21 protein-coding genes and 1 riboswitch are annotated in these 18,223 nt (G+C 33.5%); all 21 genes read left to right on the top strand.

The genetic code is table 11. From position 1 onward, the window contains the following. Positions 1-182: 182 nt before the first annotated feature. The 21 genes from ABDZ93_RS08480 (at position 183) to eutM (ending at position 17,469) form a co-directional block, all read left to right on the top strand. On the top strand, positions 183-1,013 hold the full coding sequence (locus ABDZ93_RS08480) for a MerR family transcriptional regulator (protein WP_343825495.1): 831 nt from the start codon (positions 183-185) through the stop codon (positions 1,011-1,013). Positions 1,014-1,466: 453 nt separating this feature from the next. Further along, positions 1,467-2,576: a hypothetical protein gene (locus ABDZ93_RS08485; RefSeq protein WP_343825497.1), complete on the top strand. Its 1,110-nt coding sequence runs from the start codon at positions 1,467-1,469 to the stop codon at positions 2,574-2,576. Continuing rightward, positions 2,563-2,829 carry a hypothetical protein gene (locus ABDZ93_RS08490; RefSeq protein ID WP_343825499.1) on the top strand — a complete coding sequence of 89 codons (267 nt, stop codon included), beginning with the start codon at positions 2,563-2,565 and terminating at the stop codon, positions 2,827-2,829. The genes ABDZ93_RS08485 and ABDZ93_RS08490 overlap by 14 nt, the downstream gene beginning before the upstream one ends. 120 nt (positions 2,830-2,949) lie before the next feature. Then, positions 2,950-4,062, top strand: coding sequence for a hypothetical protein (locus ABDZ93_RS08495; protein WP_343825501.1), 1,113 nt, complete (start codon positions 2,950-2,952; stop codon positions 4,060-4,062). Further along, positions 4,049-4,315: a hypothetical protein gene (locus tag ABDZ93_RS08500; protein ID WP_343825503.1), complete on the top strand. Its 267-nt coding sequence runs from the start codon at positions 4,049-4,051 to the stop codon at positions 4,313-4,315. Before ABDZ93_RS08495 ends, ABDZ93_RS08500 begins: the two co-directional genes overlap by 14 nt. Before the next feature lie 294 nt (positions 4,316-4,609). Next, the gene (locus ABDZ93_RS08505; protein ID WP_035134852.1) at positions 4,610-4,906 is read left to right on the top strand and encodes a BMC domain-containing protein; all 297 of its coding nucleotides are present in this window, start codon (positions 4,610-4,612) and stop codon (positions 4,904-4,906) included. A 25-nt stretch (positions 4,907-4,931) separates the two neighbouring features. Continuing rightward, positions 4,932-5,240 carry a BMC domain-containing protein gene (locus tag ABDZ93_RS08510; RefSeq protein WP_343825507.1) on the top strand — a complete coding sequence of 103 codons (309 nt, stop codon included), beginning with the start codon at positions 4,932-4,934 and terminating at the stop codon, positions 5,238-5,240. 41 nt (positions 5,241-5,281) lie between these two features. Beyond that, positions 5,282-6,775, top strand: a complete 1,494-nt coding sequence (locus tag ABDZ93_RS08515) for an aldehyde dehydrogenase family protein (RefSeq protein WP_343825509.1) — start codon at positions 5,282-5,284, stop codon at positions 6,773-6,775. A 49-nt stretch (positions 6,776-6,824) separates the two neighbouring features. After that, positions 6,825-9,365, top strand: coding sequence for a choline trimethylamine-lyase (gene cutC / locus ABDZ93_RS08520; RefSeq protein ID WP_343825511.1), 2,541 nt, complete (start codon positions 6,825-6,827; stop codon positions 9,363-9,365). A gap of 108 nt (positions 9,366-9,473) precedes the next feature. Further along, positions 9,474-10,427 carry a choline TMA-lyase-activating enzyme gene (gene cutD, locus ABDZ93_RS08525; RefSeq protein WP_343825514.1) on the top strand — a complete coding sequence of 318 codons (954 nt, stop codon included), beginning with the start codon at positions 9,474-9,476 and terminating at the stop codon, positions 10,425-10,427. A 39-nt stretch (positions 10,428-10,466) separates the two neighbouring features. Beyond that, positions 10,467-10,820, top strand: coding sequence for a BMC domain-containing protein (locus tag ABDZ93_RS08530; protein WP_343825516.1), 354 nt, complete (start codon positions 10,467-10,469; stop codon positions 10,818-10,820). After that, on the top strand, positions 10,817-11,263 hold the full coding sequence (locus tag ABDZ93_RS08535) for a EutP/PduV family microcompartment system protein (RefSeq protein WP_343825518.1): 447 nt from the start codon (positions 10,817-10,819) through the stop codon (positions 11,261-11,263). The genes ABDZ93_RS08530 and ABDZ93_RS08535 overlap by 4 nt, the downstream gene beginning before the upstream one ends. A 6-nt stretch (positions 11,264-11,269) precedes the next feature. Further along, entirely contained in the window at positions 11,270-11,950 is a 681-nt protein-coding gene (locus tag ABDZ93_RS08540) for a cobalamin adenosyltransferase (RefSeq protein WP_343825520.1), read from the top strand. Further along, the gene (gene eutJ / locus ABDZ93_RS08545; RefSeq protein ID WP_343825522.1) at positions 11,932-12,777 is read left to right on the top strand and encodes an ethanolamine utilization protein EutJ; all 846 of its coding nucleotides are present in this window, start codon (positions 11,932-11,934) and stop codon (positions 12,775-12,777) included. Before ABDZ93_RS08540 ends, eutJ begins: the two co-directional genes overlap by 19 nt. An 18-nt stretch (positions 12,778-12,795) precedes the next feature. Continuing rightward, positions 12,796-13,098: a BMC domain-containing protein gene (locus ABDZ93_RS08550; RefSeq protein ID WP_343825525.1), complete on the top strand. Its 303-nt coding sequence runs from the start codon at positions 12,796-12,798 to the stop codon at positions 13,096-13,098. After that, positions 13,095-13,358, top strand: a complete 264-nt coding sequence (locus ABDZ93_RS08555) for a EutN/CcmL family microcompartment protein (protein WP_035134869.1) — start codon at positions 13,095-13,097, stop codon at positions 13,356-13,358. Before ABDZ93_RS08550 ends, ABDZ93_RS08555 begins: the two co-directional genes overlap by 4 nt. A gap of 78 nt (positions 13,359-13,436) precedes the next feature. Then, positions 13,437-14,099, top strand: coding sequence for a cupin domain-containing protein (locus tag ABDZ93_RS08560; protein WP_343825527.1), 663 nt, complete (start codon positions 13,437-13,439; stop codon positions 14,097-14,099). 20 nt (positions 14,100-14,119) lie between these two features. Further along, the gene (locus tag ABDZ93_RS08565) at positions 14,120-14,833 is read left to right on the top strand and encodes a BMC domain-containing protein (protein ID WP_343825529.1); all 714 of its coding nucleotides are present in this window, start codon (positions 14,120-14,122) and stop codon (positions 14,831-14,833) included. 34 nt (positions 14,834-14,867) lie between these two features. Beyond that, positions 14,868-16,454: an acetaldehyde dehydrogenase (acetylating) gene (locus tag ABDZ93_RS08570; RefSeq protein WP_343825531.1), complete on the top strand. Its 1,587-nt coding sequence runs from the start codon at positions 14,868-14,870 to the stop codon at positions 16,452-16,454. Beyond that, a complete protein-coding gene (locus tag ABDZ93_RS08575; protein ID WP_343825532.1) occupies positions 16,454-17,104 on the top strand; it encodes a phosphate propanoyltransferase in 651 nt (216 codons plus the stop codon). The genes ABDZ93_RS08570 and ABDZ93_RS08575 overlap by 1 nt, the downstream gene beginning before the upstream one ends. A gap of 74 nt (positions 17,105-17,178) precedes the next feature. After that, positions 17,179-17,469: an ethanolamine utilization microcompartment protein EutM gene (gene eutM / locus ABDZ93_RS08580; protein ID WP_035134878.1), complete on the top strand. Its 291-nt coding sequence runs from the start codon at positions 17,179-17,181 to the stop codon at positions 17,467-17,469. Positions 17,470-17,929: 460 nt separating this feature from the next. Then, positions 17,930-18,114: riboswitch (cobalamin riboswitch) on the top strand. Positions 18,115-18,223 lie beyond the last annotated feature (109 nt).

Raw genomic sequence — 18,223 nt, forward strand, 5'->3', positions numbered from 1 at the left:
TAAAGTAATAATAAATATCATAAAGGTGGAGTTAATTTTAAAAATGCATATAAGGACTCCGCCTTATATATATTTGACATTTAGTGGGGGGAATTCTTTTTAATAAAGTTTTAAAATCTTTGAAATCTAACGAATCTAGATTTTGAAAACGGCTAAAATATTATAAAAGAGGTGAACTTAGTATGGGAGAAGAATTATATTCAATAGGTAAAGTGGAAGAAATATGTAAAATAACGAAAAAGGCACTGAGATATTATGATAAAATGGGAATATTATCACCTGACAAAGTAGCTGATGAAAGTGGGTATAGATATTATAGTAGGAAGAACCTACTATCTGTGCCAGTAATAAAATATTACAAGCAAAGTGGGTTTAAGCTAGAGGAAATGAGAGCTTTTTTGAAAGGGACCACCTATGACTTTTTTGATAAAAGTTTTAGAAGAAAAATTGATGAATTAAGAGACCTTGAGAATGAGATAAATTTAAAAATAAGATCTGTTAAAGATTGGCATGAGCTTATAGTTGAGGCACAGATGGTAATTGAAAATAATGTTCGAGATGTTTCTATAAAATATATTGATGAGCGCAAATTAATATTTTTAGATCAAGATTTTCAATATGATTATATGGATTCTATAATTAATATAGAGTTTAATAATTATATTGATTATATAAATAATGCAATAACGGGTCCTGTAATTATATGTTTTCCGTCTTTTGAAGATAAAATTAATGGAAGATGCAGTAAGATGAAAATAATGCAGGAGACTATTTTAAAGTGTAAAGAGGAAGAAAGCATTGAATTTGGTGGTTGGCTTGCAGCTTCTTGCTATCATATAGGAACTCACGAAACAATTAATAACACATATAAAAAAATACAAGAGTGGTCGGAAGAACATGATTACATATGTTCAGAAGAATCCTATGAAAGATATGTAACAGATTATTGGACAACTAAAAATACAGATAAGTTTGTAACGGAGATTTTGATTAAAATTCAAAGGAAAAGATAAATTCATTATACTGAAAACACTGGAAACGTTGACCGTAGGGGAAAGGATAAATTGTCGATAAAACTCACCTTGTAAAAAAAAGCCAAATATATTAAATAAAAAAATACATTTATTCCTTTCATAAAATTTAATTTGTATTGAGTGATGTTAATGGATTTCAGTATTTATCACTTAAAAAAACTAACACAACTAACTTAGAGGTAAGTATTAAGTTAATTGTGTTAATTTTTTTTGAATTTTCCTGTGAAATATATGTTGACTTTACCCCATAGGGAAAGGCATATAATTTAATTGTTAATAAAATAACCATAAGATATCAAATGAAAAGTTATTCAATAGTTAAAAAATTAAATACCCCCAATTATAACAATCTCAAAGTGTATTCATTGTAAATTTTTATTTAATAGTATAAATTTAAAGAATTATTTCAATAAGCGGAAGGAGATTTATTTTATGAAGGAAGTTTCGAAAACGGCAAGTTTAGAAGCGATTACTGCAAAAAACAAATTATCATCTAATTTCCTTAAAAAAGGCATTTCCATTGCTCTTTTTTCAGGCCTTATGTACGGATTCTATTCAGCATTTTTGACATTAGGAATGACAAAAGGAGTTTGGGGTGACTGGTATGGTGCGAATACAGCAGGTTTATCAGCAGTAGTTATTACATATGTGCTTGGCGCTCTTGGTAGTGCCGTAAACGATACATGTAGTGCTGTTTGGGCAGTGATCTATGCAACTGTTAAAGGTAAACTTGGAGATTTCTTTAGGTGTCTTAAGACTAAACCAGGTGCTGTGATGATATTAGCAGCTCTTATTGGAGGACCTATTTCAAGTACAGCTTTTGTTGTAGCTTTACAAATGGCTGGTTCAATTGTTATTCCAATTACTGCTCTTTGTCCAGCTATTGGTGCTATTTTGGGAAGAATATTGTTTAAACAAAAATTGGACAAACGTATGATGCTCGGTATTGTCATCTGTGTTTTATCTAGTTTTATGATTGGTAGTACTAGTATTGGGGGAGATGCTCCAGCTGGGATGTTCCTTGGAATTTGTATTGCATTTATCGCAGCTCTTGGATGGGGATTTGAAGGTTGTGTAGCTGGATATGGTACATCTATGATTGACTCAGAGATTGGTATTACAATTCGTCAAGCCACATCTGGACTTTCAAACTTAATAATATTAGTGCCTGTATTTGGTATGATATTTGGTGATGGAATTAAATTTTCAACTGATTTAGTTGTTCAAGCATTTACAAGTGGTCCTGCAATGATATGGTTTGCCTTAAGTGGCCTTTGTGCCTTTGTTTCGTATATGAGTTGGTATAACGGTAACAGTATGTGTGGTGCTGCTCTTGGTATGGCTTGCAACGGTACATATTCCTTCTGGGGTCCTTTCTGCTGTTGGATAATTCTTGGAGTAATAGGTGGTATGGAAGGATGGGCATTACCTCCAATCGTTTGGATTTCTGCGGTATTAATGATGTTCGGTATCCTTGTAATAGCTATGAATCCAATGGATTTATTCAAAAAGAAGGAGGTAAACGAAAATGAAGCCGCTTAACTATGCGATTTTAAAATATTTTACTAAAGTTGAAGAAGCTTGTGCTGATGATGTTATAAATGCGTTAAAAGGAGAATACGGTAATTTTAAGGCTTTAAAAAAGAATGCTGTAATAACTGCTTTAATGACAGCAGAGGCAAATGGTCTCATTGAAGAAACAAGATTTGAATTAGATAAAAATGGTGATTTAAATGTTTATTATCATGCGCACGCAGATGGTGCTGCTACAATTAATAAATATATAAAAGACTAAGGAAAGTTTTTAAAGTAATTAATTAAAAGGCTCATTGCTATAATTTAAATTTCATAGGGATGAGCCATAATTATTTATTAATATACAAAAGAAATCGTTAATTGAAAGGAGTTTTATTTTATGAAGGAAGTTTCAAAAGCAGTAAGCTCTCAAGCTATTGCTGCAAAGAAGAAATTATCAAGTGATTTCTTCAAAAAGGGTATATCTCTAGCTTTATTTTCAGGACTTACCTATGGATTATATACTGCATTTCTAACTATGGGTATGACAAAAGGAGTATGGGGTGACTGGTATGGAATTAATACAGCGGGTTTATCAGCATTTGTTATAGCATACTTACTTGCTGCACTTGGTAATGCAATAAATGACACATGTAGTGCTGTATGGGCGATTTCATATGCATTAGTAAAAGGTAAATTTAAAGATTTCGTAAGATGTATTAATACTACTCCAGGACGTATTATGATATTAGCTGCTCTAATTGGTGGGCCTATAGCTGGTACTGCTTATGTTATAGCGCTTCAAATGGCTGGACCAATAGTTGTTCCAATATCAGCTCTTTGTCCTGCTATCGCTGCTATATTAGGTAAAATTTTATATAAGCAGGAATTAAATAAACGTATGGCTTTAGGTATTGCAGTATGTGTATTTGCTAGTTTCTTAATTGGTAGTACAGGCTTTAGCGGTGGTGCTTCAGCGAATACTTTAATTGGTATTTTAATAGCTATTATTGCAGCTCTTGCATGGGGATTTGAAGGTTGTGTAGCTGGATATGGTACATCAATGATCGATCCTGAAATTGGTATTTGTATTCGTCAAGTAACATCAGGTATAGCAAATTTATTCATCTTAGTTCCAATTTTTGGAGTAATGGCTGGTGGATTAAACATTTCTGTTGATCTTGCTATACAAGCATTCACAAGTGGTCCTGCAATGGTTTGGTTTGTTTTAAGTGGTCTTTTATCATTTATCACATTTATGACATGGTATGCAGGAAACAGTATGTGTGGAGCAGGACTTGGAACTGCATGTAACGGTACATATTCATTCTTTGGACCATTATTCTGCTTATTGTTATTAGGAGTATACGGTGGAATGGATGGATGGTCATTACCTTCAGTTGCTTGGATTGGAGCTGTAATAATGATGTTCGGTATCCTTACAATATCTATGAATCCACTTGATTTATTAAGAGGAAAAAAAGAGGGGGATAAAATAGATGAAGCCGCTTAATTATGCAATATTAAAATATTTTACTAAAGTTGAAGAAGCTTGTGCAGATGACGTTATAGAAGCATTAAAAGGAGAATATGGAAATTTTAAAGCTTTAAAAAAGAATGCTGTAATTACCGCTTTAATGACAGCAGAAGCAAATGGTCTTATTGAGGAAACAAGATTTGAATTAGATAAAAGTAACCAATTAAAGGTTTATTATCACGCCCATGAAGATGGTGCAGCTACAATTAACAAATATATAAGAGATTAATTTTTAACATTACCCATAGGGTAATGCTTATAAAGAAAAATCTCTTATGAATTTAGTAAAATAGTTATTCTTATTAAACATTATGAAAAGACTTTACTCTTAACAGCATAATTTCTTGTAAAAGTATTTAAGAATTTTAATGCAAGAAATATATTGACTTTCCCCCAAAGGGTAAGGGATATAATCAATATATAAGAACAAACAAAAGATGCATGCAAACATAAATATAATATATAGAAGTTAAGTAGTTAAGCTAAAGTATATTGAGCTAAAAATAGGAAGGAGGAATTAGTAATGAGATATTATGGAGATGAGGCTTTAGGCCTTGTAGAAACAATAGGATTGGTTCCTGCACTTGAGGCTGCAGACAAAATGCTTAAGGCAGCTAATGTTGAATTAATTTCATATGAAAATGTTGGTTCCACTCTTGTAACTATTATGGTAAAAGGTGATGTTGGTGCAGTGAGATCTGCTGTAGAAGCAGGTGCTGAAGCAGCAGCAGCTATTGGTAAATTAACAGCACACAATGTTATGCCACGTCCTATTAAAGAAGTTGGAGATATCGTTTCAGTACACGATATCGACGCATAAAGCATAGAAAGGAAATGATTTACATATGTCAAGATATGAAGCTTTAGGATTAATCGAAACTTTTGGTCTGGTTTTTGCGTTAGAAGCAGCAGACGCTATGTGCAAATCAGCAGATGTAGAACTGATAGGATATGAAAACGTTGCGTCAGGTTATATATCTGTATTAGTTCGTGGTGATGTTGGTGCTTGTAAAACAGCAGTAGATGCTGGAGTTGCAGCAGTAGAAGGAATGGAAGGTGGAAGTCTTTATAGTTCAATAGTTATCCCAAGACCACACCAAGATCTTGAAAAAATAATAAAACGTTATGCGATTACAAATCTTATAACAGAATAATAAATTGAAAAAATTTTTTCTAAGGAAAAGGAGAGAGAAAAATGAATATTATTGATAATGATTTACTCTCCATGCAGGAAGCGAGAATTCTTGTTGAAAATGCTCGTGAGGCACAAAGAAAATTAGCAGCCTTCCCACAAGGAAAACTTGATGAGATAGTTGAACGTATGACCGAAGAAGTTGAAAAACATTTAAAAGAACTTGCAAAAATGTCTAATGAGGAAACTGAATATGGAAAGTGGGAAGATAAACATATCAAAAATAACTTTGTATGTAAGTATCTGAAAAGTAGACTTAAAGGTATGAACTGTGTAGGTGTCATTAGTGAAGATAAAATGAACAAGACAAAGGATATTGGAGTACCAATGGGTGTTATTATAGCCTTTTCTCCATCAATGAGTCCTGTTTCTACAACCATATATAAGGCGTTAATTGCAATTAAGTCAGGAAATGCAATCATATTTTCACCTCATCCAAGAGCTAAAAATACAATTTCTAAAACAATTGATATTTTGATTCGAGCTGCAGAAGGGGTAGGACTTCCAGAAGGTGCACTTGCATATTTGCATACAGTGACGCCAAGTGGTTCATTAGAACTTATGAATCATAAGGATACTTCACTTATAATGAATACAGGAGTTCCAGAAATGCTTGATGCAGCTTATAAATCCGGCAAACCAGTAATTTATGGTGGCAATGGAAATGGTCCAGCATTTATAGAACGTACTGCTGATATTGAGCAGGCTGCTAAAGATATTATTGATAGTAAGAACTTCGATTATGGAGTTGTATCTGCTGCTGAACAATCAATTGTTGTAGATAGCTGTATAGTAGCTGAAGTAAAACAAGAACTTATTAAAAATGGTGGATACTTTATGACTGAGGAAGAAGCTGAAAAATTGGCATCAATTTTTTATTACAAAGATGGAAGCCCTGACATGGATATGATTGGGAGATCACCACAATTTTTAGCTAAAAAGGCTGGATTCAGTGTTCCTGAAAATATAAGAGTTCTTATTTCTCAGCAAAAATTTGTATCTCAAAAAAATCCTTATTCAAGAGAAAAGCTTTGTCCTGTTTTAGCTTTTTATATAGAAGATGACTGGATGCATGCTTGTGAAAAGTGTATAGAATTATTACTTAGTGAGAGACATGGACATACACTTATTATACATTCAAAGGATGAAGAGGTTATTCGTCAATTTGCATTAAAAAAACCTGTTGGAAGAGTACTTGTTAACACTCCAGGAACTTTTGGAAGTATGGGAGCAACCACAAATTTGTTTCCATCAATGACTCTAGGTAGTGGATCTGCAGGTCATGGAATGACTTCAGATAATGTTTCACCTATGAACCTAATATATGTACGTAAAGTTGGATATGGGGTTCGTAAGGTAGATGAAATTATTGGCATGATGGACAATGCAGAGGATTCCAACTATGAAGTTTTAAAAGATAAATTAAATGTAAATGAAATTGATAGTGTTAAGCTATTAGAGAATATTTTGAAAAAAGTTTTAAATGACTTAAAATAATAGGTCATACTAAATGTATGAAATATATTAAAGAATGTGAGGGAATAAATTGGATATTCGTGAATTTTCAAATAAATTTATGGAAGCTACTCAAAACATGTCTGATGAAGAACGTGCTAGTTTAATGAAGATGTTTTCTAGTGTTTCCAAAGAAATAACAAAGGAAGAATCAACTACTAGCTGTGTTGTATGTGACAATAATGGCCAAATTCCAGATGGAATAACAGAGCGTTTAGTTAAGTTAAAGGAAAAGTACTTAACTCATGTGCCAACAATCACTACTCACAAAGCAAGAGTTATTACTCAAATAGCAAAAGAAAACCCTGGTATACCTAAGGCAATTTTACGTGGTAAGTCTTTCAAGCGTTGCTGTGAAACTGCACCATTAGTAATTCAAGATAATGAGCTTATCGTTGGTGCACCAAATGGACAACCTCGTGCTGGATCTTTCTCTCCTGATATATCTTGGAGATGGATGAGAGACGAGATTGATACAATAGGAACTCGTGCACAAGACCCATTCTATGTTTCAGAAGAAGATAAGAAAATCATGCGTGAAGAATTATTCCCATTCTGGGAAGGTAAATCAATTGATGAATACTGTGAGAGTCAATACAGAGAAGCTGGAGTATGGGAACTTTCTGGAGAATCTTTCGTATCAGATTGTTCATACCACGCATTAAACGGAGGAGGAGACTCTAACCCAGGATATGACGTTATCTTAATGAAAAAAGGTATGCTTGACATAGTAAAGGAATGTAATGAGAAATTAGCTGACCTTAGCTATGAAAGACCAGAAGATATGGAGAAAATATACTTCTATAAATCTCTAATCGATACTGCAGAGGGTGTTATGATATACGCTAAACGTATGTCAGATTACGCTGCAGAATTAGCTGCAAAAGAAACTAATCCTACTCGTAAGGCTGAGTTATTAAAAATTTCAGAGATAAATGCTAGAGTTCCAGCTCATAAGCCAAGCACTTACTGGGAAGCAGTTCAATCAGTTTGGACTATAGAATCATTACTTGTAGTTGAAGAAAACCAAACAGGTATGTCTATAGGACGTGTTGACCAATATATGTACCCATTCTACAAAGCTGATATTGAAGCTGGACGTATGACTGATTTTGAAGCATTTGAGTTATCTGGTTGTATGCTTATAAAAATGTCTGAGATGATGTGGCTTACAAGTGAAGGAGCTTCTAAATTCTTTGCAGGTTACCAACCATTCGTTAACATGTGTTTAGGTGGAGTTACTAGAGAAGGAAGAGATGCTACAAACGAATTAACATACCTTCTAATGGATGCAGTTCGTCATGTTAAGATATACCAACCAACTTTAGCTTGTCGTATACACAAAGCATCACCTCAAAAATATCTTAAAAAGATAGTTGATGTTATCCGTGCAGGTATGGGGTTCCCAGCATGTCACTTTGATGATGTTCATATAAAAATGATGTTAGCTAAGGGTGTTTCTATAGAAGATGCAAGAGATTACTGCTTAATGGGATGTGTTGAGCCACAGAAGTCAGGAAGATTATATCAATGGACTTCTACAGGATATACTCAATGGCCTATATGTATAGAACTTACTCTTAACCATGGTGTACCACTATGGTATGGTAAGCAAGTATGCCCAGATATGGGAGATTTAAGCAACTTTAAAACTTATGAGCAATTTGAAGCAGCTGTTAAAGAGCAAATCAAATTCATTACTAAATGGACAAGTGTTGCTACAGTAATTTCTCAACGTGTTCACAGAGACCTTGCACCAAAACCACTTATGTCTATGATGTATGAAGGATGTATGGAAAACGGTAGAGGAGTAGAAGCAGGCGGAGCTATGTATAACTTCGGACCAGGAGTAGTATGGAGTGGTCTTGCTACTTATGCAGACTCTATGGCAGCTATAAAGAAATTAGTATTTGAAGATAAAAAATATACGCTACAAGAAATGAATGAAGCTTTAAAAGCTGATTTCGTTGGATATGAACAACTTAAGAAGGATTGTTTAGAAGCACCTAAGTATGGTAACGATGATGATTATGCAGATTTAATTGCCGCTGATTTAGTTAACTTTACTGAACAAGAGCACCGTAAATACAAGACATTATATTCAGTGCTTAGCCATGGTACTTTATCAATCTCAAACAACACTCCATTTGGACAACTTACAGGAGCTACAGCAAATGGACGTAGAGCATGGATGCCTTTATCAGATGGTATAAGCCCAACACAAGGAGCTGACTTTAAAGGACCAACTGCTATAATTAAATCTGTTTCTAAAATGTCTTGCGAGGATATGAATATAGGTATGGTTCATAACTTCAAGTTGGTAGCTGGTCTTCTTGATACACCTGAAGGTGAAAATGGAATCATTACATTACTACGTAGTGCATGTGCCCTTCAGCTTGGAGAAATGCAGTTCAACTATTTAGATAACAAAACATTACTTGAAGCACAAAAACACCCAGAGCAATACCGTGATTTAATTGTTCGTGTTGCTGGATACAGTGCATTCTTTGTTGAGTTATGTAAAGACGTTCAAGATGAAATTATCAGCAGAACTGTGCTTACACACTTTTAATTAAAAAATTGTATAAAATCTGTAATCTGCAGTAGTGTTCTGTAGATTACAGATTATAAATAAGATATATATTAGAAATCAAGGTAATGAAACTGGAGAATGAAAAATATGAGTAATGAAAACTTAGGTATAATCGAACGAAAAGCGACGATTTTTAATATACAGAAATATAACATGTATGATGGAGATGGAGTAAGAACTTTAATATTCTTTCAAGGTTGTCCTCTTCGTTGTAAATGGTGTGCAAATCCTGAAGGACTAGTTAAAAAGCATAGAGTTATGTTTAAAAGTAATTCATGTGTTAATTGTGGGGCTTGCGTTTCTGTTTGTCCTGTTGGAATACATACCATATCTAATGAAACTTTAAAGCATGAAGTTAATCGTGATATTGATTGTATCGGATGTGGTAAGTGCAAAGAAGCCTGTCTTAAATCTGCTTTAACAATAGTTGGAGAAGTAAAAACTATTTCAGAGCTTTTGGAGATTGTAGAGGAAGATAGAACTTTTTATGAAGTTTCTGGTGGTGGTGTTACATTAGGCGGTGGTGAAGTTTTAATGCAGCCTGAAGCAGCGTGCAGCTTGTTAATGGCATGTAAGCAATCAGGGATAAATACTGCAATTGAAACTTGTGGTTATGCAAAACTTGAATCAGTACTTAAGGTTGCGGAGTTTACAGATTTATTCCTATTTGATGTTAAACATATTAATTCTGATAGACACTTTCAGTTAACAGGTGTGAGGAATGAACAGATTTTAGAAAATCTGCAAGAACTACTTCGCCGCAAATATAATGTGAAGATTCGTATGCCTTTACTTAAAGGTATAAATGATTCTCAAGATGAAATTCAAAAGACTATGGAGTTTTTAACACCATATAAAGATTATAAAAACTTTAGGGGTATTGACTTACTTCCGTATCATAAGATGGGGGTAAATAAATACAATCAATTAGGAATGGAATATCCTATAAAGGATGATCCAAGTTTAAAAAATGAAGATTTAGATAGAATAGAAGGATGGATTAAAGAGTACGATTTACCTGTAAAAGTAATCCGTCATTAAATAATTTTCAAATAGATAATAAGATGGAAGGTAAGGTTTATGGGAGATTTTCTTGATAGAAACATACAGCGTGTTATACAAGAGTCAGTGCCAGGAAAGCAGATTACAATAGCTCATATCATTGCATCACCTATGTCTGATATATATGAACGTCTTGGAATCGATGAAAAAGGAGCTATAGGTATTTTAACTCTTTCTCCATATGAAACTGCAATTATTGCGGCAGATATTGCTACAAAGGCTTCTAATGTTGAAATTGGCTTTCTTGATCGTTTTACAGGTTCTGTTGTAATAAATGGTGATGTTCAAAGTGTTGAAACAGCACTTGGGGCAGTAAATGATACATTAAGAGATATGCTTGGATTTACTCCGGCGCCCATTACAAGGACATGAGAAAAAAGCGCATAATGGTAATTGGACCTTCAAGGTGTGGTAAAACCACATTAGTTAATGCCCTAAATAGTTATGATGGTCCATTGAAGCGAACACCAGATTTAATTTATGGTAAAAATACTATTGATGTTCCAAGTGCTTATTTAGAGAATTCATGGATGTACAAGCATATAATAGCAGCAGCTCAGGATGCATCTCATGTGCTTATATTGGTTGATCAGTCTAATTGCAATGAAATATACTCCCATGGATTTGCAAAGTCTTTTAGATGTCCGGTAATTGGAGTTATAACAAAATGTGACTTGATACCTGAAAATGAAGAAAAATGTTTACGACAACTCAAGAACATAGGAGTATCAGAGCCATATTTTAATATTAGTTTTCCAATGGGAATAGGAATTGATGCTTTAAAAAAGTATTTATTTGAAAAAGGTGAGGAGTAAAGGTCAATGATGAAATTTATTACCGAAGAGTATTTGAGAGATTTATATCGAAAAGAGCCTTTTAATACCTACAAGTTACAGCAGGGACAGCGCCTTACACCTGGAGCAGCTCAATATTTGTCTGATAAAAGAATAACAATGGATAGCGATGCTTCTAAAAAGGATAAAAATGTTTCTCAAGACAACAAGACTGAAACAGTAAAACCTGAGGGAAACAACAATATAAATTTGAAGAAACTTTGTTGTAAATTAAAATCTATGGAGGCAGTATTTCTTGTTACTAGTAGTGAAATATTAAGAGAAGATATCATTTTAGCACAAAATATTATAAATTTAGGTAGAAAAATATCAAACATCAGAAATGTTGTGGAGGGAAAAGGTACTCTTGAGTCCATTTACTGTAAAGAGTGCACAGGAATGAATTCATTAAATTTCATAACTGAGCTTGATGATTGTTTTGAAATAACAGAATTTCATATGCAGCTTGAAAAAAGCAGTGTGATTTTAAAAATGCATACACTTCGTTGTGCTTTAAGGGAATTACAATTTGAAATAATTGATACCTACAAAAATGATGATGACGGTTTAAAAAATAGAATTATGGAGAACACTAATTCAATAATTAATTCGCTGTCTCAATTGATTTGTTCAGCAGTAGGAGGAAAAGAATGTCAGAAAAAAAATTAACTTTTGAATATTGCGATAAGATGGTTCAAGAGTTTGAAGAAGTTATAGAAAAACCAATCCTTAATGGATCTTCTGTTTATTATACAGGTGTGGACCTAGGTACTGCCTGTGTGGTATTGGCTGTTTTAGATGAAAACTACAAACCTGTTGCTGGTGCATACAGGTATGCAGATGTAGTTCGTGACGGTATGGTTGTGGACTATATTGGAGCAATAAGGATTGTTAGAGAACTTAAGCAGGAAATTGAGGAAAAACTGAATACAGAGCTTCTGTATGCAGCTGCTGCAATTCCACCTGGAACGGATACTTTAGATTCTGGAGCAATTAAAAATGTAGTTCAGTCAGCAGGATTTGAATTGACAAATCTTTTAGATGAACCTACTGCTGCGAATGCTGTACTTAAAATTGAAAATGGTGCGGTTGTAGATATTGGTGGTGGAACAACTGGAATATCAATTTTAAAAGATGGAAAGGTTGTTTATGTTGTTGATGAACCTACAGGAGGTACTCATTTTTCATTAGTTATTTCAGGTGCTTATGGAATGCCTTTTAAAGAGGCAGATAAGTTTAAAAGAGATAATAAAAACCACAAGGAAATTTTACCTGTGTTAAAGCCAGTAGTTGAAAAGGTGTCCTCAATTATTAACCAACATATTAAGAATCACGATGTGAATGAAATTTCTTTAGTTGGTGGTACTTGTTGTTTGACTGGAATTGAAGAAATTATTCAAAAACAGACTAAAGTTTATACTCATAAACCTAAAAATCCTATGTTTGTTACACCACTTGGAATAGCATTAAGTTGTACACAAGATATTATGGAATAATAAGGAGAGTGTTTAAAAGTGGATTTTAGAATTATAAAATCACCTTCCCAGAGCACTAAAGATATTCTTATAAGACGAATCGGTGGAAATTGTAAAACCAAATTAGACAGTGTTGATGCAATAGGACTTGTTCAAGGCAAGCTTATCGATATGATTTATGCTACAGATATTGCTGAGAAAAGTGCTGGTGTCACTGTTGAAGATATAAAGGGTACATGTCCCCAGCACATGGTTTTAATTGGAATTTTCGGTGACACATCATCAGTTGAATCTGCAATAAATGAGATTAAACTGAAAATGAAAGAAGGAAAAACAATATGATAGTAGCAAGACTTATTGATAATGTATGGGCAACTAGAAAAGCAGAATCACTTAATGGACTTAAATTTATGCTTGCTGAGGAAATTGGTGGAGTAGATGAAGGACGTAGATTTATTGTTGTTGATAATATCAGTGCAGGTATTGGTGATAGAGTTATCGTTAGTACTGGATCATCTGCTCGTAGGATGTTAGGTGATGATAATATACCTGTAGATGCAGTTGTTGTTGGAATAGTTGATAATGACTGTAACTTTGGTTAAATACAATCTTTCTTAAAAATAATCATAGGATTTTAGGTTTTTTATAGATACCAATATTATTTGAAAGGAAGTGAAAATATGAAAAAATTAATCTGTGCAAAAGATATTGAACAATTAATATTAAAGGGTGAAAAAGTATTTTATATAGATGGTAGTGAAATAATTACACCATCAGCTAAGGATCTTGCAAAGAACAATGAAATACTATTTACTACAGAAGTGCCTGCATCTAAAGTAGAGACCTTAGAAGCTAAAAAGGTTCCAAGCATAGAAGGTATGGATAGTGAAATGATGCTTAATTTCTTTAGAGCAATGATGGACAAGGGTCTTTTACAAGAAATGCTTGAATGTTTAAAACCAAAGAATCTTCTATTTGAAGCTGAGAGTGATCCTAACGGACTTAAGGTTGTTAGAGGAAAGACAGTAAAAATGGATGTGTTCGACACTGGTAATTCAGATGCAAAAGTCTATTTTCAGGAATTAGTAAGCAAAGAAGAATCAAAAATGAGTGCTGGATTTTTAGTTATTGAAAATTCAAAATTTGATTGGGAATTAACTTATGAAGAGATTGACTATGTTATTGAGGGAACTTTAACAGTTGAAATCAATGGAAAAACATATACAGCCCATGCTGGAGATGTATTGTTTGTGCCATCAGGTTCTAAAGTAGTTTGGGGTTCTCCAGACAAAGCAAGGGTATTCTACACAACATATCCGGCTAACTGGGCAGATCTTTTATAGAAGATTAGGGGGATTGACCTATGCAAGCACTTGGTTTAATAGAAACAAAAGGATTACTTGCATCTATTGAGGCAGCTGACACAATGGTGAAATCCGCAGATGTAAGTATTATTGAAAAGACCTATGTAGGTGGCGGTCTTGTTACAATTGCAGTTACAGGTGATGTAGGTGCAGTAAAAGCAGCTATAGAGGCTGGAGTAGCAGCTGTTAAAAATCTTAATCAAGAAGCTTTAGTATCAGAGCATGTAATTCCACGTCCTCATGAGGAACTGGAAAGCATAATTGGATCTAAACCGTCAGTAGAAACTCAAGAGGCTCTAGTATCTGATGAAAAAACTGAAGAAGTTCAAGAAATTCAGCAAATTCAAGAAGTAGAAGCAGCAGAAGAGATAGAAGAAATTCAAGATACTGAAATAGTTAAAGAAATCCAAGAAACTCAAAAAACTGAAGAATCAGAAGTAGTTGAAGAAATTCAAAATAATGATATTTCAGACATTGATTTAGATAAACTGCATAAGGGAAGTTTAGACAATCTACATAAAGATGATGTAGATAATTTAGTTATTAAAGATGGTATAGAAAAAACCATTTTAATATTATCTAAGCTAAAAGTTGTTAAGCTTAGAAATCTAGCTCGAGAATATAAAGATTTTGTAATTACAGGTAGAGTAATTTCAAAAGCAGGTAAGAATCAATTGCTTGCTAAGTTCAAATTATATTACGAGAAAAATTAGACACTGTAAGGTTTACGAAAGGAAGTAATGACCAATGGAGAACTTTGATAAAGATTTACGTTCAATACAAGAAGCGAGAGATCTTGCTAGACTTGGAAAGGTAGCAGCTAATAAAATTGCTGATTATACTGAAGAGCAAATCGATAAAATTTTACGTAATATGGTTAGGGTTGCAGAAGAAAATGCTGTTTGTTTAGCACAAATGGCAGTTGAAGAAACAGGTTTTGGTAAAGTTGAAGATAAAACTTTCAAAAACCATTTAGCAGCTACTATACTATATGAATCAATTAAAGATATGAAAACTATCGATATAATTAGAGAAGATGAGGTAAATAAGCTAATAGAGATTGCTGAACCAGTTGGTTTAGTTATGGGTATAGTACCTTCAACAAACCCAACTTCTACTGCTATTTTCAAAGCGATGATTTCAATTAAATCTCGTAATGCTATAGTGTTCTCACCACATCCATCTGCTGCAAAATGTACAATTAAAGCAGCTCAATTAATGCATGATGCAGCTGTTGAGGCTGGTGCACCAGAGAATGTTATAACATGTGTAACTTCACCTTCAATTGGAGCTACAAATGAGTTAATGAAAAGCAAAGAAGTTGCTATAATAATAGCTACAGGTGGTCCAGGAATGGTTAAAGCTGCTTATAGTGCAGGAAAACCAGCTCTTGGTGTTGGTGCAGGAAACTCTCCAGCATATATAGAAAAAACTGCTAATATAGAAAAAGCTGTTAGAAACATTATGGCAAGTAAAACTTTTGATAATGGTACAATTTGTGCTTCTGAGCAATCAATAATTTGTGAAGAATGTAATGAAACTGCAGTTATTCAAGAGTTCAAAAAACATGGTGGATATTTCATGACAGCAGAAGAAACTGATAAAGTTTGTAAACTGTTATTCAAAAATGGACACGCTATGAATGCTAAATTTGTTGGAAGAAGTCCACAAGTTATTGCAAGTGCTGCAGGAATTGAAATTCCACAAGGAACTAAAGTACTTATAGGAAGACAAAATGGAGTAGGTGAAGGTAATCCATTATCATTTGAAAAACTTACAACAGTTCTTGGATTCTATACAGTAAAAGATTGGCACCAAGCATGTGATTTAAGTATTGAATTACTTCAAAATGGAATTGGTCACACAATGAGTATCCATACTGAAGATAGAGACATAGTTATGAAGTTTGCTAAAAAGCCAGCTTCTCGTATTCTTGTTAACACTGGTGGAACACAAGGTGGAACAGGTGCAAGCACAGGTCTTAACCCTTCATTCACTTTAGGTTGTGGTACATGGGGAGGAAGCTCAGTATCTGAAAATGTTACTCCTGAGCACCTTATAAACATTAAGAGAGTTGCTTATGGTTTAAAAGACTGTGCAACATTAGCATCTAATGACCCAACTTTCAACTGTATAAAAACTGCTGAGAATTGTCACAGCGTACAAAATCAGCTTATGAATATGAGTCCAGCTCAAATTGCAGCAGCTGCAGCGGCTTTAAATAAAGATAATGCTTGCGTTAACAATACTAATTGCAATACTGATAGCACAAAAAATGAAGAGATTTTAGACTTAGTTAACCAAATAGTTGCCGCTATGAAAGGGGCAAACTAATGGATAATTGTGAAGCAGTATTAAAGCTTTTACTAGAAGCTGTGAAAAACGATGAAAAAAACACTGCATCTCAGGGAAACTCATCTGAGATTCCAGTAGGAGTTTCTAATAGACACGTACATCTATCACAAAAGGATTTAGAGATTCTTTTTGGTACAGATTACAATCTTACAAAGCTTAAAGAGTTATCTCAGCCTGGACAATATGCATGCAAGGAGCTTGTAACAATTTGCGGACCAAAAGGTGCAATTGAAAAAGTTAGAATTCTTGGACCTGTAAGAAGTAAGACTCAGGTTGAAGTATTAAATGGAGATTGCATTAAACTTGGAGCAGCATCAAATGTAAGACTGTCTGGAGATTTAAGCAGAACACCTGGAATTACATTAGTAGGACCTAAAGGATCTGTTCAAATTGAAGAAGGTTTAGTAGTTGCACAAAGACATATTCACATGACACCTGAAGATGCTAAAAATTTAGGAGTTTGTGATGGAGATATAGTATCTATAAAATTTGACGATTTAAGAGGCGGAATATATAGTAATGTAGCTATTAGAGCTAATGATGCTTCAAAACTTGAATGTCATCTTGATATAGAAGAAGCTAATGCAATGGGCATTAACTCAAAATCAAAAATAACAATAGTAAAGTAAAAAAGCAACATAATAAGTGGTTATAATTAAAAATTATAATATAAATAAAAAAAGATATTTAGGAGGATTATAAAATGAAATACGATGCATTAGGAATGATAGAAACAAAAGGTTTAGTAGGATCAATTGAGGCAGCTGACGCTATGGTTAAAGCAGCTAACGTATATTTAATAGGTAAAGAATATGTTGGAGGCGGACTTGTAACTGTTATGGTTAGAGGCGATGTTGGAGCTGTTAAAGCTGCTACAGATGCTGGTGCTGCTGCTGCACAACGTGTTGGAGAATTAGTATCAGTTCACGTAATCCCACGTCCACATTCTGAGGTTGAAGTAATTCTTCCATCTTCTAAAGAAGCTGCAAAGTAGGATTTTAATTACACTGTAAAAAAATAAAAACGTCGCTAAAGATAATTTAGCGGCGTTTTCTTTTTTTGATTAGAACAATTTTAATTTTTCTTGAGTTCATGAAGATGGAGTAACTTACATATGGAGATGTGAGGAGCGGACATTGTTTGTACCCTAAGGAAGTATGAAAATCACAATAAAGATACTCTTACAAAACAGATAATTCTATTTTGTTTGTATATTATTACATCAAGTTATGGATAATGGTTCTAATATAATTATTTTTGAATATTATTTTAATATGAAAGTTTAATTGAGAATTGCAAAGTTCAAGCTTGGAACAATATATGTATGAATATATAAATAATAACATATAAATATTTAGTTGACAATTTAGGGTAATATATCTATAATACAAATTGTATGGTAGTATAATTTACATAAAGTTAATATATGTAAAACTACTAATAAAAATTTAATCGTAATCATTGATTTATTTTATGACGAGAAATATTCGTTAAGGAAGTCGGTGCAATTCCGACACAGTTAATCCCTACTGTAAGGGTGACGAACAAAGCAAAAATGCCACTGGTATAAAAACTGGGAAGGCGCTTTAAGTAGGATGAACCTAAGTCAGAACACAACAGTAAGGTAAATCAATAGATTTCACTGTGCAAGTTTTACCAATTATAAGCATGGATATCTGAAGGCATAGCAGATGTTTATTTTTTACGCCCATTTTTAAAAAAATGAGCATAAAAGCTTAACTATATAG

Source organism: Clostridium subterminale (genome assembly GCF_039521425.1).
Taxonomy (GTDB): Bacteria; Bacillota; Clostridia; order Clostridiales; family Clostridiaceae; genus Clostridium_J; species Clostridium_J subterminale.

Coding starts and splice junctions, on each gene's coding strand:
- ABDZ93_RS08480 (WP_343825495.1), top strand. CDS start 183: ATGGGAGAAGAATTATATTCAATAGGTAAAGTGGAAGAAATATGTAAA.
- ABDZ93_RS08485 (WP_343825497.1), top strand. CDS start 1,467: ATGAAGGAAGTTTCGAAAACGGCAAGTTTAGAAGCGATTACTGCAAAA.
- ABDZ93_RS08490 (WP_343825499.1), top strand. CDS start 2,563: ATGAAGCCGCTTAACTATGCGATTTTAAAATATTTTACTAAAGTTGAA.
- ABDZ93_RS08495 (WP_343825501.1), top strand. CDS start 2,950: ATGAAGGAAGTTTCAAAAGCAGTAAGCTCTCAAGCTATTGCTGCAAAG.
- ABDZ93_RS08500 (WP_343825503.1), top strand. CDS start 4,049: ATGAAGCCGCTTAATTATGCAATATTAAAATATTTTACTAAAGTTGAA.
- ABDZ93_RS08505 (WP_035134852.1), top strand. CDS start 4,610: ATGAGATATTATGGAGATGAGGCTTTAGGCCTTGTAGAAACAATAGGA.
- ABDZ93_RS08510 (WP_343825507.1), top strand. CDS start 4,932: ATGTCAAGATATGAAGCTTTAGGATTAATCGAAACTTTTGGTCTGGTT.
- ABDZ93_RS08515 (WP_343825509.1), top strand. CDS start 5,282: ATGAATATTATTGATAATGATTTACTCTCCATGCAGGAAGCGAGAATT.
- cutD (WP_343825514.1), top strand. CDS start 9,474: ATGAGTAATGAAAACTTAGGTATAATCGAACGAAAAGCGACGATTTTT.
- ABDZ93_RS08530 (WP_343825516.1), top strand. CDS start 10,467: ATGGGAGATTTTCTTGATAGAAACATACAGCGTGTTATACAAGAGTCA.
- ABDZ93_RS08535 (WP_343825518.1), top strand. CDS start 10,817: ATGAGAAAAAAGCGCATAATGGTAATTGGACCTTCAAGGTGTGGTAAA.
- ABDZ93_RS08540 (WP_343825520.1), top strand. CDS start 11,270: ATGATGAAATTTATTACCGAAGAGTATTTGAGAGATTTATATCGAAAA.
- eutJ (WP_343825522.1), top strand. CDS start 11,932: ATGTCAGAAAAAAAATTAACTTTTGAATATTGCGATAAGATGGTTCAA.
- ABDZ93_RS08555 (WP_035134869.1), top strand. CDS start 13,095: ATGATAGTAGCAAGACTTATTGATAATGTATGGGCAACTAGAAAAGCA.
- ABDZ93_RS08560 (WP_343825527.1), top strand. CDS start 13,437: ATGAAAAAATTAATCTGTGCAAAAGATATTGAACAATTAATATTAAAG.
- ABDZ93_RS08565 (WP_343825529.1), top strand. CDS start 14,120: ATGCAAGCACTTGGTTTAATAGAAACAAAAGGATTACTTGCATCTATT.
- ABDZ93_RS08570 (WP_343825531.1), top strand. CDS start 14,868: ATGGAGAACTTTGATAAAGATTTACGTTCAATACAAGAAGCGAGAGAT.
- ABDZ93_RS08575 (WP_343825532.1), top strand. CDS start 16,454: ATGGATAATTGTGAAGCAGTATTAAAGCTTTTACTAGAAGCTGTGAAA.
- eutM (WP_035134878.1), top strand. CDS start 17,179: ATGAAATACGATGCATTAGGAATGATAGAAACAAAAGGTTTAGTAGGA.